The 15773-nt window shown below is 61.1% G+C and carries 16 protein-coding genes; 11 read left to right on the top strand and 5 right to left on the bottom strand.

All coding sequences use genetic code 11. The features are described 5' to 3' along the window. Positions 1–5: 5 nt before the first annotated feature. Together AC1DYR_RS05555 and AC1DYR_RS05550 are read right to left on the bottom strand one after the other, a co-directional pair. Positions 6–773: a 3-hydroxyacyl-CoA dehydrogenase gene (locus AC1DYR_RS05555; RefSeq protein ID WP_477704210.1), complete on the bottom strand. Its 768-nt coding sequence runs from the start codon at positions 771–773 to the stop codon at positions 6–8. A gap of 179 nt (positions 774–952) precedes the next feature. Continuing rightward, a complete protein-coding gene (locus AC1DYR_RS05550; RefSeq protein ID WP_477704209.1) occupies positions 953–1996 on the bottom strand; it encodes an extracellular solute-binding protein in 1044 nt (347 codons plus the stop codon). A gap of 39 nt (positions 1997–2035) precedes the next feature. Here AC1DYR_RS05550 and AC1DYR_RS05545 point away from each other — a divergent pair, with 39 nt between their 5' ends. Continuing rightward, the gene (locus tag AC1DYR_RS05545) at positions 2036–3010 is read left to right on the top strand and encodes a patatin-like phospholipase family protein (RefSeq protein ID WP_477704208.1); all 975 of its coding nucleotides are present in this window, start codon (positions 2036–2038) and stop codon (positions 3008–3010) included. Positions 3011–3249: 239 nt separating this feature from the next. Here the strand turns inward: AC1DYR_RS05545 and AC1DYR_RS05540 are convergent, their stop codons facing one another. After that, positions 3250–3795, bottom strand: a complete 546-nt coding sequence (locus AC1DYR_RS05540) for a phasin family protein (protein WP_457279775.1) — start codon at positions 3793–3795, stop codon at positions 3250–3252. 271 nt (positions 3796–4066) lie between these two features. Between AC1DYR_RS05540 and AC1DYR_RS05535 the strand changes: the two genes are divergently transcribed. The 10 genes from AC1DYR_RS05535 (at position 4067) to AC1DYR_RS05490 (ending at position 14240) form a co-directional block, all read left to right on the top strand. Further along, a complete protein-coding gene (locus AC1DYR_RS05535) occupies positions 4067–5014 on the top strand; it encodes a histone deacetylase family protein (RefSeq protein WP_477704207.1) in 948 nt (315 codons plus the stop codon). 87 nt (positions 5015–5101) lie between these two features. Beyond that, a complete protein-coding gene (locus AC1DYR_RS05530; RefSeq protein ID WP_477704206.1) occupies positions 5102–6115 on the top strand; it encodes an NAD(P)H-binding protein in 1014 nt (337 codons plus the stop codon). After that, a complete protein-coding gene (locus AC1DYR_RS05525) occupies positions 6087–6530 on the top strand; it encodes an acyl-CoA thioesterase (RefSeq protein WP_477704205.1) in 444 nt (147 codons plus the stop codon). The genes AC1DYR_RS05530 and AC1DYR_RS05525 overlap by 29 nt, the downstream gene beginning before the upstream one ends. Continuing rightward, complete coding sequence (locus tag AC1DYR_RS05520; protein WP_477704204.1) at positions 6527–7273, top strand: nitroreductase; 747 nt, start codon at positions 6527–6529, stop codon at positions 7271–7273. The genes AC1DYR_RS05525 and AC1DYR_RS05520 overlap by 4 nt, the downstream gene beginning before the upstream one ends. 149 nt (positions 7274–7422) lie before the next feature. Then, positions 7423–7776, top strand: coding sequence for an FKBP-type peptidyl-prolyl cis-trans isomerase (locus AC1DYR_RS05515; protein WP_457278836.1), 354 nt, complete (start codon positions 7423–7425; stop codon positions 7774–7776). A gap of 103 nt (positions 7777–7879) precedes the next feature. After that, positions 7880–9067, top strand: a complete 1188-nt coding sequence (gene pncB, locus AC1DYR_RS05510) for a nicotinate phosphoribosyltransferase (RefSeq protein WP_477704203.1) — start codon at positions 7880–7882, stop codon at positions 9065–9067. A 65-nt stretch (positions 9068–9132) separates the two neighbouring features. Continuing rightward, positions 9133–10542 carry a sodium:proton antiporter gene (locus tag AC1DYR_RS05505; protein ID WP_477704202.1) on the top strand — a complete coding sequence of 470 codons (1410 nt, stop codon included), beginning with the start codon at positions 9133–9135 and terminating at the stop codon, positions 10540–10542. Between the two features lie 14 nt (positions 10543–10556). Beyond that, positions 10557–11543, top strand: a complete 987-nt coding sequence (locus tag AC1DYR_RS05500; protein ID WP_477704201.1) for a 2-hydroxyacid dehydrogenase — start codon at positions 10557–10559, stop codon at positions 11541–11543. Positions 11544–11579: 36 nt separating this feature from the next. After that, the gene (gene rmuC / locus AC1DYR_RS05495; RefSeq protein WP_477704775.1) at positions 11580–12932 is read left to right on the top strand and encodes a DNA recombination protein RmuC; all 1353 of its coding nucleotides are present in this window, start codon (positions 11580–11582) and stop codon (positions 12930–12932) included. 87 nt (positions 12933–13019) lie between these two features. Beyond that, positions 13020–14240, top strand: coding sequence for an MFS transporter (locus AC1DYR_RS05490; protein ID WP_477704200.1), 1221 nt, complete (start codon positions 13020–13022; stop codon positions 14238–14240). Here the strand turns inward: AC1DYR_RS05490 and AC1DYR_RS05485 are convergent. Both AC1DYR_RS05485 and efp read right to left on the bottom strand, forming a co-directional pair. After that, on the bottom strand, positions 14218–15081 hold the full coding sequence (locus tag AC1DYR_RS05485) for an LOG family protein (RefSeq protein ID WP_477704199.1): 864 nt from the start codon (positions 15079–15081) through the stop codon (positions 14218–14220). The two genes, AC1DYR_RS05490 and AC1DYR_RS05485, sit on opposite strands and share 23 nt — an antisense overlap. A gap of 114 nt (positions 15082–15195) precedes the next feature. Further along, complete coding sequence (efp, locus tag AC1DYR_RS05480; protein ID WP_411883615.1) at positions 15196–15750, bottom strand: elongation factor P; 555 nt, start codon at positions 15748–15750, stop codon at positions 15196–15198. Positions 15751–15773 lie beyond the last annotated feature (23 nt).

Below are 15773 nucleotides of genomic sequence, written 5' to 3'. Positions count from 1 at the left end.
GCAGATTAGCGAGGTGCAAGGCGGATCGCGCCGTCCAGGCGAATGACTTCACCATTGAGCATGTCGTTTTCAATGATGTGTTTGGCCAGGCGCGCGTAGTCCTGCGGCGTGCCCAGGCGCGAGGGGAAGGGAACACCCGCGGCCAGCGAGTCCTGCACTTCCTGCGGCATGCCAAAAAGCATGGGCGTGCCGAAAATGCCGGGCGCGATGGTCATATTGCGGATGCCGTTGCGGGCCAGGTCGCGGGCGATCGGGAGGGTCATGCCGACGATGCCGCCCTTGGAGGCGCTGTAGGCCGCCTGGCCGATCTGGCCGTCGTAGGCTGCCACAGAGGCGGTGGAGATCAGCACACCGCGCTCACCGGTGGCTTCCGGGTCGTTCTTGCACATGGCGTCGGCTGCCAGACGGATCATGTTGAAGCTGCCCACCAGATTGACTGTGATGGTTTTGCTGAATGCGCCCAGGCCGTGCGCGCCGTTTTTGCCCACGGTTTTTTCGGCGGGCGCAATGCCGGCGCAGTTCACCAGTCCCATCAGCTTGCCCATGGCAACCGCCTTGGCCACCACGGCCTGGCCGTCGGCTTCCTGGCTTACGTCGCATTTGACGAAAGCGGCTTTGCCATCGCCCAACTCCTTGGCGATGGCCTCGCCTTTGTCTGCCTGCATGTCGGCGATGACGACTTTGGCGCCATTGGCCACCAGCATGCGTGCCGTGCCTTCACCCAGGCCCGATGCGCCGCCGGTGACGATAAATACCTTGCCTGCGATTTCCATGGTGGTTCCTTGATGAAAGATGAAGAGATTTTGAATAGGTTGCGCAACGGCCAAGGCACTTCTACGCGTGAAGGCGACATGACGTTAACGTAAACGTCAATTATGGCGCATGCGCGGGGCATAAAAAAGCCCGGCGCCTTTCGGCAGCCAGGCTTTTTTGCAAAAAGTGAAGCGCTGGCTTATTTGTAGCCCACGCGGTCCAGCATCTGCTGCACCTTGAGCTGGTTGTTGCCCACCGCGCTGATCGGGATGGTTTCAGACTTGAAGCTGCCATTGCCCGAAGGGGACATGGCCTTGAGCGCCGGGTTGCTCACGCCCAGGCCGGGCACAGCGGCCCACTCGTTGTTGCCATTGGCAAAGTACTCCTGCGCGCTCGGGCTGGCCAGGTATTCCATGAACTTGACGGCATTGGCCGTGTTCTTGGCGTTCTTGGCGACGGCCGCGCCGGCGATGTTCACATGCGTGCCCCAGCTGTCCTGATTGGGGAAGACCACGCCGACGCGGTCGGCCACGACTTTGTCTTCAGGCGCGTTGGAACGCATGATGCGCGCCAGGTAGTAGGTGTTGGTCAGCGCAATGCCGCATTCACCGCTGGCCACGGCCTTGATCTGGTCGCTGTCGCCTCCCTTGGGGTCGCGCGCCATGTTGGCGACCAGCCCCTTGAGCCATTGCTCGGCCTTGGCTTCGCCCAGATGTTCGGTCACCGCGCCGAAGAGCGACAGGTTGTAGGGGTGCGCGCCCGAACGGGTGCACAGCAGGCCCTTGTTCTTCGGGTCAGCCAGCTCCTCGTAGGTATCCACGTCGGCTTTTTTGACCTTGAGCTTGTCGAACACCACAACGCGGGCGCGCGTCGAGAAGCCGAACCAGGTCGTGCCTTCGGCAGTTTCCTTGGCGCGCAGCTTGGCCGGGATGGCAGCTTCGAGGGCGGTCGATTTGATGGGCTTGAAGAGGCCGTCCACATCGCCCTTGTGCAGGCGGGCGGCGTCGACCAGCAAAATCACGTCGGCGGGAGAGGCCGCGCCTTCAGCCTTGAGGCGCGCCAAAATGCCGGCGTCGTCCGCGTCCACGCGGTTGACCTTGATGCCGGTCGCTTTGGCGAAGTCACTGTAGAGCTTTTCGTCCGTCTGGTAATGGCGGGCAGAATACAAGTTGACCACTTGTTCCTGGGCCGAAGCCAAGCCTGCCAGCAGCATCAGCGACGAGAGAACCACTTTTTTGTACATAACTTTCCACTTCCTTACTGGTATTTTTAAAGCCCGGCCATGATAAAGCAAATAAGAATCATTCTTGGTAGTCCCCCTACGTTGCGCAAGCCTTCACGAGGGCCCGACTGGCTGGCGGGCTTCTGCCTGGCTGCGGGTTTATCGCTGTTTGCTGGCTGCACCACATCGCCGCCCGGTCCGGGCGCACCCGCGGCGCCACTGCCGGCAGAGACCGCCAGAAAGCCGCCGCGCATCGGCCTGGCGCTGGGCGGGGGCGCCGCACGCGGCTTTGCACACGTGGGCGTGATCGCCGTGCTGGAGGAGGCCGGGCTCAAGCCGCAGCTGGTGGTCGGCACGTCGGCCGGCAGCCTGGTGGCGGCGCTGTATGCCAGCGGCAAGACCAGCGCGCAGTTGCAGCAGACCGCGCTGAACATGGAGGAAGTTGCCATCACCGACTGGATGCTGCCGATCGTCGGCCGCGGCATGTTCCGCGGTGACGCGCTGGCCCGCTATGTCAACGACCTTGTGGCCAACCGGCTGATGGAAAACATGGCCATTCCGCTGGGCATCGTCGCCACCGACCTCAACAGCGGCCAGGCCGTGCTGTTCCAGCGCGGCGATACCGGCACCGCAGTGCGCGCATCCAGTGCAGTACCGGCCGTGTTCGTGCCCGTCAAGATCAACGGCCGCGAGTATGTGGACGGCGGCCTGGTCTCACCGGTGCCTGTGCGCTTTGCCAGGCAGATGGGCGCTGACGTCGTGATTGCGGTCGACATCTCCAGCCCGCCCGAAGCCAACCTCGCCGGCGATACGTTGCAAATCCTGCTGCAGACTTTTGCCATCATGGGCAAAAGCATCAACCAGTACGAGCTCAAGGATGCTGACGTCGTGGTCCGTCCGTCGCTTACGGGTCTGAAAAGCGCCGACTTCTCTGCGCGGCAACGCGCCATCGATTCAGGCCGTGCGGCCATGCTGGCCGCGCTGCCCCAGCTGAAGATAAAACTGGCCGCTGCGGGGGTGGCGATGGCAAGGTAGTTGCTATTGTTTTGATAGCTGTCAGCGCTTGTTCTCATTGGGTAAATCGCCTGAATGGCTTAAATCTGGATGCGCCAGGCAAAAAAAAGCCCAATCTTGCGATTGGGCTTAACTGGATCCGTGAAAATGAATTTCGGATGGATCCGAGGAGACAAGCGGTCTGGAATCGTGCTGTTACGCAAGGTTCCGGGATCAGGCTCCGGCCGTTCCCGCAGAAATGCGGGAACAATGAATAACAATTAACGCTTCTTGGAGGCGGTTTTCGTGGCGCTCACTGCGGATGCAGCCACGGTGTTGAAGTTGGCTTCAGCCATTTCGCTGGCTTGCTTGACAGCCTTTTGCATGGATTCGAATGCGTTGTTCGCAGCAGCAACAGCGCTCTTCATCACGGCAACGGCGGTTTCGGAACCGGCGGGTGCGTTTTTGGCGGCGTTGTCGACCAAGCCGACAAACTTCTTTTGTGCGTCAGCGGTTTGGCCTTCAAGGGTCTTGCCCAGTTCAGCACCGGCAGCCGAAGCGATGTCATACAGGTGACGGCTGTAAGCAGCAGTCTTTTCAGCCAGGGGCTGAACCAGGCCAGCTTGCAGGGCCATCAGTTCTTGCGCGTCTTTCACGCCCATCACGGCTTGTGCGTGGTTGGCGGTTTCGGCAAGGGCAGCCTTGGTGGCTTGCACGTTCAGTTCGACCAGCTTTTCAACGCCTTCGAAGGCTTTGTGGGTCAGACCAAACAGGGTTTCGATGTTGGCTTTGTGGGAGGCCATGATTTGTTCAGCGGTCAGCATAATTAATCTCCAGATATAAGTTAATGAGTCGTCGGGTCAATAGTTGCTTTGCGCTGAATTGCTGCACTGCAACATGACCCCAAGTATAGGCATTGGCCGAGGCATTGCAAGCAGTTTTTGTTGCACTGCACCATTTTAGATGTCGAGCCCTATTTGTACTCCGAAAACAGAGTGCAAAAGTATCCAAAAGTCCACGACTTCCCGCGCTCGGTACTACATGACGGTTGCTGCCGCTTCGGGCCACAATCGTTGAAACCCTTCCTCGCTTCTCATCTTGCAAGCTTTTTACGCCGACAACTTCGTATTGCCGCTGCCGCTTGGGCACCGTTTTCCCATGGCCAAGTACCGGTTGTTGCGCGATCGCCTGGTCAACGAACTGCCGGCCGTTCGAATGGCGCAGGCACCGGCCGCCACCGATGGGGAGCTCGCACTTGTTCACACGCCCGCCTATATAGACGCGATCACGCACGGCACTTTGCCGGCGCCCGCGCAGCGCGAGATCGGCTTCCCCTGGAGCCTCGGCATGGCTGAGCGTGCGCGCCGCTCCGCCGGCGCTACCGTTGCCGCGGCCCGCGTGGCAATGGGGCCAGGGGGCAGACGGGGCGAGGGCGTTGCAGCCAACCTGGCCGGAGGCACGCATCACTCGTATGCCCACAAAGGCGGCGGCTTCTGCGTTTTCAACGATGCGGCGGTGGCCGCCAGGCTCATGCAGGCGGAGTGGGCGCGGCTGCACCGCCACGAGCGCAAATCGCTGCAGGTCGCTATCATCGATCTGGATGTGCACCAGGGCAACGGCACTGCCAGCATCTTTGCCGCGGACACCAGCGTGTTCACGCTTTCGTTGCATGGGCAAAAGAATTTCCCGTTTCGAAAAGAAGCCAGCGACCTCGATGTGGACTTGCCGGACGGCTGCGGCGATGCAACCTATCTGCAGGCGCTGGAGCATGCGCTTGACGAGCTGGAGCGGTGCTTTGAGCCGGGGCTGGTGCTGTTTCTGGCGGGCGCCGATCCATACGTGGGCGACCGGCTGGGACGGCTGGCCCTGAGCTTTGACGGTCTGGAGGCGCGCGACCGGCGCGTCTTCGACTGGGCCTGGCAGCGCCGCATCCCACTGGCGTTTTCCATGGCGGGTGGCTATGGAATCAACATCGACGAAACCGTGCAGGTGCAGATGAACACCTACCGGGTGGCACTTGAGTACTGGAAGCGCTGGAATCCGTAGCGAGGCTGATTCAGCGGGGATTGCTGCTACATTGCCAGGGCAATCCCAGGTGGCCAGGAAGTGAACAAGCTAACAGCAAACAAAAATATGCAGCCACGCTCCGGGGAATCCCAGAAAAATGCCGCAGCCCATGCTGCCCACGTCCTCCGCGTACTGGTATTGGGCGGCACCGGATTTATCGGCCGCCATGCTGTGGCAGCGCTGCACACGTCGGGCGCGCAGGTATCGATCGGCAGCCGCCATCCTTTGCGCCACGAAGAGGCCTATCCTTTTGCTGTCTTGCGCCCTGCGCGCTTTGAGCAGCTGTTGCAGCCCGATGCGTGGACAAACCTGCTGAAGGATGTGGACGTGGTCGTCAATTGCGTGGGCATCCTGCGCCAGCGGCCGAATGAGTCATATGACCATGTGCATCACCGCGCACCGGCGGCGCTGGCCGTCGCTTGCGCCGGCGCCGGCATTCGGCTGATTCATACCTCGGCCCTGGGCCTGCACGCAGGCGCCAAAAGCCGGTTTTTGTCGAGCAAGCTGCTGGGTGAGCACGCCATCGCGGCGTCGGGCAGCGACTACGCCATCGTGCGGCCCTCTTTGCTCGACGGCGAGGGCGGCTTTGGTGCCCGCTGGCTGCGCGGCTTGTCGCGCTCGCCGGTGCAATTTATTCCGCGCGGTGCGCGCGGCGATATTGCGGCGATGGCTGCCACCGATCTTGGGAAAGCGTTTGCTGCGCTTGCGGCTCTTTCTTCCCTGGCAGGTCACCGCGAGGTTGAACTCGGGGGCACCCGCCGATACGGCTACGCGGAGTATTTGCGTGAGCTTCGCGCCGACTACACAGGTACCCGCGCGCTGCAAATTCCGTTGCCTAACTGGGCGGCACGCCTGGGCGCGCATGTGTGCGACGTCCTGCACTTTTCGCCTTTCTCTTTCGGGCACTGGATTTTGCTGCAGCGAGACAACGTGCCTTCACCCAATCGCTTGCCGGAATTGTTGGGGCGCGAGCCGCTTCCGATCAGGCCGCCCAGCAGCCCAAAAGCCCACCCTGAGTCCGGCCAGGTTCGCGCTGGCAAAATAGGTTCTCATGACCTTCCCGACACGCCCGCAGGCTGAAGCCCGTAGCGCCTATAGAGCCTTTCGCGAAATCGGCACCCGCTGGTCCGACAACGATGTTTACGGTCACGTCAACAACGTCGTCTATTACAGCTGGTTCGATACCGCCGTCAACGGCCTCCTGATTGAACGCGGCGCCATCGACATCCACACCGGCAGCGTGATCGGCCTGGTGATCGAAACCCAATGCAATTACTTCGCCCCGCTGGCCTTTCCGGAGCCGGTGGTCGCGGGCATCCGCGTGGCACACGTCGGCTCGTCCAGCGTGCGCTACGAAGTGGCCCTGTTCCCCGGCGATGAGGGTGCACCGTGCGCGGCCCGGGGCCACTTTATCCATGTGTATGTCGACCGCGTCACGCGCCGGCCGGCGCCACTGCCCCCCGAACTGTTTTCTGTACTGGAGACCCTCCGATGACCCAGGCACCGCCCGTGCTTCCCTATATCACCCCGCGCCGCGCAGGCGATGCACGCAATGCGGTAGATGAAGCCATCGTCAGCCGCCAGTCGATACGCCAGTTTTTACCCAAACCGGTACCGCGCGAGACCATCGCCCACCTGCTGGAAGTGGCCAGCCGCGCGCCCTCTGGCACCAACACCCAGCCCTGGAAGGTCTATGTGCTGCAGGGCGCCAGCCGGGACATGCTGGTGGAAAAAGTCTGTCAGGCCCATGATGCGATATACGCCAACCCCGCGCTGGCCGCCGAGTACAAAGAAGAATACGACTACTACCCCGGGAAATGGGTATCGCCCTACATCGACCGGCGCCGCGAAAACGGCTGGGGCCTTTACGGCCTGCTGGGCATCACCAAGGGTGACAAAGACAAGATGCATGCGCAGCATCACCGCAACTTCCGGCTGTTCGACGCGCCTGTGGGCCTGATGTTCACACTGGACCGCGTGATGGGCCGGGGTTCACTGGTGGACTACGGCATGTTTATGCAAAACCTCATGGTGGCCGCGCGTGGCCTGGGTTTGCACACCTGCCCGCAAGCAGCCTGGAACGGTTTTTCCCGGATCATCCTCCCGCACATCGGAGCGGGTAGCGACGAAATGCTGGTGTGCGGCATGTCGCTGGGTTATGCCGATGAAACGGCGCTCGTCAACACCTTCCGCACGCCGCGGGTGCCGGCTTCGGAATTCACCACATGGCTTGACTAGAAGCTAGAAGCGGCGCTGCTGCATCCCCGCACGCGCCAGCTGGTTTAGGCGTTGCGGGTAAAGTCAGGGATTCGCGAAAAGACGCGATTTCTTTTTGCCTGTCTGGGCTCTGTTTTTTTTGCTTTCACCTGTTTTAGAAGGACCTCACCATGAATCTCACCACCACACCTTCCGGTCTGCAATACGAAGACACCGTGCTGGGCACCGGTGCCATCGCCAAGGCGGGGCAGCATGTCAAGGTTCACTACACCGGCTGGCTCTATAACAACGGCGTCCAGGGCGCGAAGTTCGACTCCAGCAAAGACCGCGGCCAGCCTTTCGAGTTTTCCCTTGGCGCAGGGCAGGTGATTCGCGGCTGGGATGAAGGCGTGCAAGGCATGTCGGTAGGTGGTACGCGCCGCCTCGTCATTCCGGCAGAACTGGGCTATGGCGCGCGCGGCGCCGGCGGTGTGATTCCACCGAACGCCACCTTGCTGTTTGAAGTGGATTTTCTCGGTACCTGAGCTGGCGCGAGTTGAAGAAGGCCCCGGTGCGGCATTGGCGCCGGGCCTGCTCACCTGATTAACCGCCAAGGCGCCCTGGCGCCGCGGCCCTCAAGCGATCCCCATGATCATCACCAGCCTGCTAGACACCGACTTGTACAAGTTCACCATGATGCAGGTGGTCTTGCACCAGTTTCCGGGCGCCGAGGTGGAATACCGCTTCAAGTGCCGCAACGCCGGCGCTCCGGGTATTGGTGATCTGGCGCCCTATGTGACCGAGATACGCGAGGAAATCCGTGGTCTGTGCAGCTTGCGTTTCCAGGACGCCGAGCTGGCTTACCTCAAGGCGATGCGCTTCATCAAGAGCGATTTTGTCGACTTCCTCGGCATCTTCCGGCTCAATGAAAAATACGTCAGCGTCACGGCCCTGCCTTCGGGCGAGATCGACGTGTCCATCAAAGGCCCCTGGCTGCACGCCATCCTCTTTGAGATTCCGGTGCTGGCCATCATCAATGAGGTCTACTTTCGCAACACGCAGAAGAAGGCGGATCTGGCCGAGGGGCGCAAGCGCCTGGAGACCAAAATTGGCGAGCTGCAGACGCAAGGCCTGCGAACGCTCAAGATCGCCGATTACGGTACACGCCGCCGGTTTGGCAAAGCCTGGCATGAAGAAGTGCTGCGCACCCTGGTGACACGGCTGGGCACCGGGGTGGGCGGCCAGTTCGCCGGCACCAGCAATGTGCTGTTCGCCATGAAGCTCGGCCTGACGCCGCTAGGCACCATGGCGCATGAATACCTGCAGGCCTGCCAGGCGCTGGGGCCGCGTCTGCGTGACAGCCAGGTCTTTGGCTTCGAGTCATGGGCCAAGGAATATCGGGGCGACCTTGGAATCGCGCTGTCGGACGTCTACGGCATGAGTGCCTTCCTGCGCGATTTCGACATGTACTTCTGCAAGCTGTTTGACGGCGCCCGCCACGACAGCGGCGACCCGTTCCAGTGGGGCGAGCGCATGCTTGCGCATTACGTCAAGAACCGGGTCGACCCGCAGACCAAGACGCTGATTTTCAGCGACGGCCTGACGGTGCCGCGCACCATCGAGCTGTTCCAGCAGTTCAGGGGGCGTTGCCAGCTGGCATTCGGCATCGGCACCAACCTCACCAATGACTTGGGCTACGAGCCGCTGCAGATCGTCATCAAGATGATCCGCTGCAACGGCCAACCTGTGGCCAAGCTGTCTGACACACCTTCCAAGAACATGTGCGACGACGAAAAATACCTGGCTTATTTGCGGCAGGTGTTTGAGATTGCATGACCTTCATCCGTCTGCTTGGCGTGCCTCGCATGGATGCATAACGATAAACAAGGAACCGGGACATCATGAAAACTCCACTACGGCTGGTGGCGCTGGCGCTGCTTTTGTTATTGCCAAACCTCTCGTTTGCCGCTGAACTGGACGGTAGCCGGCTGTCAGCCATGTGGGCGGTGCCGTTCGCTGGCATTTTGCTGTCGATTGCAGTCATGCCGCTGCTGGCGCCTTCGTTCTGGCACCACCACTACGGCAAGGTTGCTGCAGCGTGGGCGCTGGCCTTTTTTGTGCCGTTTGCCGTGCTGTACGGTGGCTCTGCTGCTTTTTCCAGCCTGGTGCACGCGCTGCTGGCCGAATACATCCCCTTTATTGTGCTGTTGGTTGCGCTGTTCACGGTGGCTGGCGGGATCCATATTCGCGGCAACCTGCACGGCAGTCCGGCTTTGAACGTTGCGATCCTGGCCATTGGCGCCGTGCTGGCGAGCTTTATGGGGACCACCGGTGCGTCGATGCTGATGCTGAGGCCCCTTATCCGGGCCAATGACAATCGCATGCACAGAGCCCATGTGATTGTGTTTTTTATTTTCATTGTGTCCAATGCCGGCGGTTCACTCACGCCATTGGGTGATCCACCCCTGTTCCTTGGCTTCTTGAAGGGCGTTGATTTTTTCTGGACAGTCAAACAGATATTTCCGGAAACGCTTTTTCTGGTGGGCAGCCTGCTGGCCATCTTCTACGCGCTGGATGGCTGGTTTTTCCGCCGCGAGGGTGTGCTCCCGGTTGATCCGACGCCCGATACCCGGCGTTTCGGGTTTGACGGTGCGGCGAATTTCGCGCTTCTGGGCGTGGTGGTAGCACTTGTGCTGCTCAGCGGTTTCTGGAAGTCGCCGATTTCCTTTTACGTCATGGGTACGGAAGTGGGTCTTCCTGGCCTCGTGCGTGATGCGGGCCTGGTGTTGGTCACTTTCCTGTCGCTCAGGATCACCGCAGAAACCGTTCATGCCGACAACCAGTTTTCATGGGGCCCGATGATTGAGGTGGCAAAACTGTTTGCCGGTATTTTCCTCACGATCATCCCGGTGATCGCGATGCTAAAGGCGGGTGTCCACGGCCCTTTTGGCGCTGTGGTGTCTGCTGTGACCCGGCCCGACGGTCAGCCTGACCCGGCAATGTATTTCTGGGCCGCCGGCCTTCTGAGTTCCTTCCTCGACAATGCGCCGACCTATCTGGTGTTCTTTAATACGGCAGGCGGCGATCCGGCCTTCCTCATGACAACGTTCGCGCCAACACTGGCTGCCATTTCTGCAGGTGCCGTGTTTATGGGCGCGAACACTTATATCGGCAATGCGCCCAACCTCATGGTCAAGGCCATCGCGGAAGACCGCGGCATCAAGATGCCCGGTTTCTTCGGTTACATGGCCTGGTCCTGCTCTATCCTGGTGCCGCTCTTCGTCATCATGACCTTTATCTGGTTCAAATAAGGAAGTAATTTTTCATGAGCAAGCCCCAAATTCTTGTTGCCCGTGCAGTTTTTCCTGAAGTCATCGCTCGTCTTGAGCAGCATTTCGAAGTCGAATCTAACCAGGCCGACGAGACCTGGTCCAAGGCCCAGCTCATTGAGCACCTTAAAGGCAAGGATGGCGCCTTCACCACGGGAGGGGACAAAATCGATGCGGAGGTGCTGGCCGTCTGCCCGAGCCTCAGAATCTGCGCCAACATGGCGGTGGGCTATAACAACTTCGATATCGACGCCATGACCGCTGCCGGCGTGCTTGCCACGAATGCGCCCGATGTGCTGACCGAGACTACGGCAGACTTCGGCTTTGCGCTGCTGATGGCCACGGCCCGCCGCGTGACCGAAAGCGAACATTACCTGCGCGCCGGCAAATGGACCAAATGGAGCTACGACATGTTTGCGGGCTCCGACATCCACGGCGCGACGCTTGGCATCCTGGGCATGGGGCGCATAGGGCAGGGCATTGCCAAACGCGGTGCCCATGGATTTGGCATGAAAGTGATTTACCACAACCGCTCGCGCCTGGATGCAACGCTGGAGGCAGAATGCAAAGCCAGCTACGTCGGCAAGGAGGAGCTGCTCAAGACGGCAGATCACCTGGTGCTGGTGCTGCCATATTCGCCTTCATCCCACCACACCATTGGTGCGGCAGAACTGGCATTGATGAAGCCAACCGCCAACCTCATCAACATCGCGCGCGGCGGCATCGTTGACGATGCCGCACTCGCTGCGGCCTTGAAGAGCAAGCGCATCGCAGCGGCCGGGCTCGATGTGTTCGAGGGCGAGCCCAAGGTGCACCCCGACTTGTTGACCGTACCCAATGTGGTGTTGACGCCGCATATCGCCAGCGCCACCATTCCCACGCGCCTTGCCATGGCCAGCCTGGCTGCCGACAACCTGATCGCATATTTCGGCGGCAAGAAGCCGCTGACCCCGCTCAACCCCGCGGTACTGGCCGGCAAATAAGCAAGAAGAAGGCAGCAAGCGGACAATGAACACATGATGGAATCCTGGCTGATGATTGCCTTGTTGGTGGCCAACCTGCTGTTGCTGGTCTGGCTGCTGCTGCGCAAGCCCGCCGAACCAGCGGATACGGGCCGCATCGAGCTGCTGGCAAACATCGCGGCAGGCCACGACAAGCTTGAGCGCGAACTGCGGCGCGAAATCGGCGACAACTCGCGCAGCAGCCGGCAGGAATTGGCAACCACCTTCGCCACCTTCCAGCAAACACTGGTGCAGCAAAGCGCCGAAGCGATCCGCACGCAGAACACCCAGATCGACGCGTTCGCGCAGCAGCTCACGCTGCTGCAGAAAACCCTTTCGGACACGCTGAGCACGCAGCTGCAATCCGTCAGCGAATCCAACGCCAGGCGTATGGTCGAAGTGCGCGAGACGCTGGAAAAGCAGCTGGCGCAATTGCAGCAAACCAATTCCGCCAAGCTTGACGAGATGCGCAAGACGGTCGACGAAAAACTGCAGACCACACTGGAAGCCCGCCTGGGCGAAAGTTTCAAGCAGGTGGCCGATCGGCTGGAGCAGGTGCACAAGGGCTTGGGCGAGATGCAGACGCTGGCGGTTGGCGTCGGCAGCCTGCAGCGGGTACTGACCAATGTGAAGACGCGCGGCATGTTCGGCGAGGTGCAGCTTGAAGCGCTGCTTGAGCAGGTGCTGACGGTAGACCAGTACGCCAAGCAGGTCGAGACCAAGCCGCGCAGCGGCCAGCGTGTTGATTTTGCAATCCGCTTCCCGGGCCGCGGCGACGATGGCTCGCCGGTCTGGTTGCCGGTCGATGCGAAGTTTCCGCGTGACGACTATGAGCGCCTTCTCGATGCGCATGAGCGGGTGGATCCGATTGCCGTTGAGGCGGCCGGCAAGGCCCTTGAGGCGCGCATCCGGACTGAAGCCAAGTCCATCGCCGAGAACTACCTGGCCGCGCCACACACCACCGATTTCGCCATCCTCTTCCTGCCGGTTGAAAGCCTGTATGCCGAGGTGCTGCGCCGCCCCGGCCTGATGGACGCGATCCAGCGCCAGTACCGCGTGACGCTGGCCGGGCCGACTACGCTGCTGGCGATGCTCAACAGCCTGCACATGGGGTTTCGCACCCTGGCGCTGGAGCAGCAGGCCTCCGAAGTGTGGAAGGTGCTGGGCGCCGTCAAAACCGAATTCGAGCGTTATGGCGAATGGGTTGCGCGTATCAAGGAGCAGGTCGCCAAGGCCTCCGACACGCTCGACAAGGCCGACACCCGTGCCAAACAGATGCGGCTGGCGCTGCGCAAGGTCGAGGCGCTGCCTGAAATCGAGTCGCAATCGTTGCTGCCGCCGGTGGCCGATACCGACTTGCTGGGCGAATGAGCGCAACGGTGCGGTGTTGTAATGCTACAAAATTGATAGCTGGTTGCGCACGTCATCATTGGACTGCAGTCGTTTTTTACTTAAAAAATGACGCCTGAACTCGCCCGCCTTATCGTGGCGCAGATCTGCCTGCACGCCTGCATGGCCGGCACGCGCATGGCGGCGCCCCTGCTGGCGCTGCGTGAGGGCTACAGCCCCGCGGCGGTGGGAGTGCTGCTTGCATTGTTTGCCCTGACGCAAGTCTTCCTGGCGCTGCCGGCCGGCCGTTTCGCCGACCGGCATGGCCTCAGGCGCCCGATCCGGTATAGCGTGTTCGCTGCGGTGCTGGGAGCCGGGGCTGCGGTGGCTTTTCCGGTCTTCCCGGTGCTGTGTCTGGCGGCGCTGCTCACGGGTGGCGCCACCGGCGCGGCGGTTATTTCCCTGCAGCGCCACGTGGGCCGTGCGGCGGTCGGCGCACTGGAGTTGCGCCAGGTATTCAGCTGGCTTGCCATCGGTCCGGCGGTGTCCAATTTCATCGGGCCGTTTTCCGCCGGCCTGCTGATCGACCACGTGGGCGCCGTGCCCGGAAGCACTTCCGGCTACCGCGCGGCGTTTTTGCTGATGGCGATCCTGCCGCTGGCCTGCTGGTTCCTGGTGCGCAAGACGCGGGAGCTCCCGCCGGTGATCGCCGCCAGCGGCGGGGTGCAGCCCAAGGCCTGGGATTTGCTGCGTCAGGCCAATTTTCGCCGCCTCATGCTGGTGAACTGGTTTCTGTCATCCTGCTGGGACGTCCATACTTTTGTGGTGCCGGTGCTGGGTTTTGAGCGCGGCATCAGTGCCTCGGTCATAGGCACCATCCTGGGATCGTTTGCGGTGGCCGCGGCTTTGATCCGCATGGTGATGCCGCTGGTGGCGGCCCATCTGCGCGAGTGGAAGGTACTGGCGGTCTCCATGCTGGCGACAGCCGCACTGTTCGGCATCTACCCCTTGATGCATTCGGCGATCGGCATGGGCCTGTGCTCCATCCTGCTGGGCCTTGCGTTAGGCATGGTGCAACCCATGGTGATGAGCATGCTGCACCAGATCACACCGGAAGCACGCCACGGTGAAGCGCTAGGGCTGCGCCTGATGGCGATCAATGCGTCCAGCGTGGTGATGCCCATGTTGTTTGGATCCGCCGGCGCGCTGATGGGAATCGGCGGGGTCTTCTGGGTCACCGGGGCCATGGTCGGCGCGGGTTCACGCGCGGCGTGGCTGCTCAAGGACAGCATGTCCACCCATGGCGGGCACCATCCCGAAACCGGGCCTACAGACGGTAAAAGTCCTTGATCAGGTCCCAGGCGACCTGCGCGTCGTCCACATACTGAAAGAGTTTGAGGTCGTTGGGTGAGATCACGCCTTCTTCCACCAGCATGTCGGTGTTGAGCAGGCGCTTCCAGTAGCTGCTGCCAAAAAGGATGATGGGCACCGGCTTGGCCTTGCGGGTCTGCACAAGCGTGATGACTTCAAACAGTTCGTCGAGCGTGCCGAAACCACCCGGAAACACCACAAGCGCCTTGGCGCGCATCATGAAGTGCATCTTGCGCAGCGCGAAGTAGTGGAATTTGAATGACAGCTCGGGTGGCACGTAGGGGTTGGCGGCTTCCTCCATGGGCAGGGCGATCGCCAGGCCCACACTTAAGCCCCCGGCCTCGTGCGCGCCCCGGTTGGCCGCCTGCATGATGCCCGGGCCACCGCCGGTGCAGATGAAGAGCTTGGTCTCGGGCGGCTTTGTCTCGCTGTATTGCGCCACCAGCTTGCCGAAGGCGCGGGCTTTTTCGTAATAGTGGGCATTGCGTGCCAGTTTTCGCGCGCGGTCTATGGTTTCGGCGTCACCACCTGCCTCGGCTTCGGCCACCATGGTGACCGAATCTTCCTCGCTGCGAAACCTGGCGCTGCCGAAAACGACCACTGTGTTTTCAATGCCATGGGCCTGCTGTTCCAGGTCGGGTTTAAGCAGTTCCAGCTGGAAGCGGATCCCGCGTGTTTCACGCCGCAGCAAAAACTCCGGGTCGGCAAATGCCAGCCGCGAGGCGTCGGCTTCCAGCGGTGTGCCTTCCCGTGCGTGGGCCTGCAGCTCAGCCCAGGCGTTGGCCAGGCGGCCTACGGATAAATCTTGTTTTTGGTCCATGAGCTTATTGTGAACGATCAGGCGGGGCGGTTGCTTTTCGGGAACCGGGGCCCGCACAAACAAAAAAGGCTCCGTGAGGAGCCATTTCTGGAAGACATAAGAACAGAGGCGGGTTTACACGCGCTTGCGGTATTCGCCGGTGCGGGTGTCGATTTCGACCACGTCGCCTTGCGCCACAAAGATGGGCACGCCGATTTCAAAACCGGTGGCGATCTTGGCAGGCTTCAGGACCTTGCCGGAGGTGTCGCCCTTGACGGCAGGTTCCGTCCAGGTGATTTCGCGCTGCACGCTCGTGGGCAGTTCAACCGAAATGGCCTTACCGTCGTAGAACACGACTTCCAGTTCCATACCGTCCTGCAGGTAGTTGAGCGAATCGCCCATGTTTTCCGCTTCGACTTCGTACTGGTTGTATTCGGAGTCCATGCAGACATACAGCGGGTCGGCGAAGTAGGAATAGGTGCAATCCTTCTTGTCCAGCACGATCTGGTCGATCTTGTCGTCGGCCTTGAACACGACTTCGGTGTTGAAGTTGGCGACCAGGCTTTTGAGCTTCATGCGCACGGTGGCGGAATTGCGCCCGCCGCGGCTGTATTCGGTCTTGAGCACCACCATCGGGTCTTTGCCGTTCATGATGACGTTGCCAGCGCGGATTTCTTGAGCGATTTTCATAGCAGTTTTACTGAGGTAGGCCG

It is taken from the genome of Polaromonas sp. P1_F9 (assembly GCF_056405615.1).
This window is presented reverse-complemented; position numbering and strand designations above follow the sequence as displayed.

Excerpts from the sequence above, each read along its gene's own strand:
- AC1DYR_RS05515 (WP_457278836.1), top strand. The coding sequence starts at position 7,423 with ATGAATCTCACCACCACACCTTCCGGTCTGCAATACGAAGACACCGTG.
- AC1DYR_RS05485 (WP_477704199.1), bottom strand. The coding sequence starts at position 15,081 with ATGGACCAAAAACAAGATTTATCCGTAGGCCGCCTGGCCAACGCCTGG.
- AC1DYR_RS05555 (WP_477704210.1), bottom strand. The coding sequence starts at position 773 with ATGGAAATCGCAGGCAAGGTATTTATCGTCACCGGCGGCGCATCGGGC.
- AC1DYR_RS05500 (WP_477704201.1), top strand. The coding sequence starts at position 10,557 with ATGAGCAAGCCCCAAATTCTTGTTGCCCGTGCAGTTTTTCCTGAAGTC.
- pncB (WP_477704203.1), top strand. The coding sequence starts at position 7,880 with ATGATCATCACCAGCCTGCTAGACACCGACTTGTACAAGTTCACCATG.
- AC1DYR_RS05490 (WP_477704200.1), top strand. The coding sequence starts at position 13,020 with ATGACGCCTGAACTCGCCCGCCTTATCGTGGCGCAGATCTGCCTGCAC.
- AC1DYR_RS05550 (WP_477704209.1), bottom strand. The coding sequence starts at position 1,996 with ATGTACAAAAAAGTGGTTCTCTCGTCGCTGATGCTGCTGGCAGGCTTG.
- efp (WP_411883615.1), bottom strand. The coding sequence starts at position 15,750 with ATGAAAATCGCTCAAGAAATCCGCGCTGGCAACGTCATCATGAACGGC.
- AC1DYR_RS05520 (WP_477704204.1), top strand. The coding sequence starts at position 6,527 with ATGACCCAGGCACCGCCCGTGCTTCCCTATATCACCCCGCGCCGCGCA.
- AC1DYR_RS05530 (WP_477704206.1), top strand. The coding sequence starts at position 5,102 with ATGCAGCCACGCTCCGGGGAATCCCAGAAAAATGCCGCAGCCCATGCT.
- AC1DYR_RS05545 (WP_477704208.1), top strand. The coding sequence starts at position 2,036 with ATGATAAAGCAAATAAGAATCATTCTTGGTAGTCCCCCTACGTTGCGC.
- rmuC (WP_477704775.1), top strand. The coding sequence starts at position 11,580 with ATGGAATCCTGGCTGATGATTGCCTTGTTGGTGGCCAACCTGCTGTTG.
- AC1DYR_RS05525 (WP_477704205.1), top strand. The coding sequence starts at position 6,087 with ATGACCTTCCCGACACGCCCGCAGGCTGAAGCCCGTAGCGCCTATAGA.
- AC1DYR_RS05505 (WP_477704202.1), top strand. The coding sequence starts at position 9,133 with ATGAAAACTCCACTACGGCTGGTGGCGCTGGCGCTGCTTTTGTTATTG.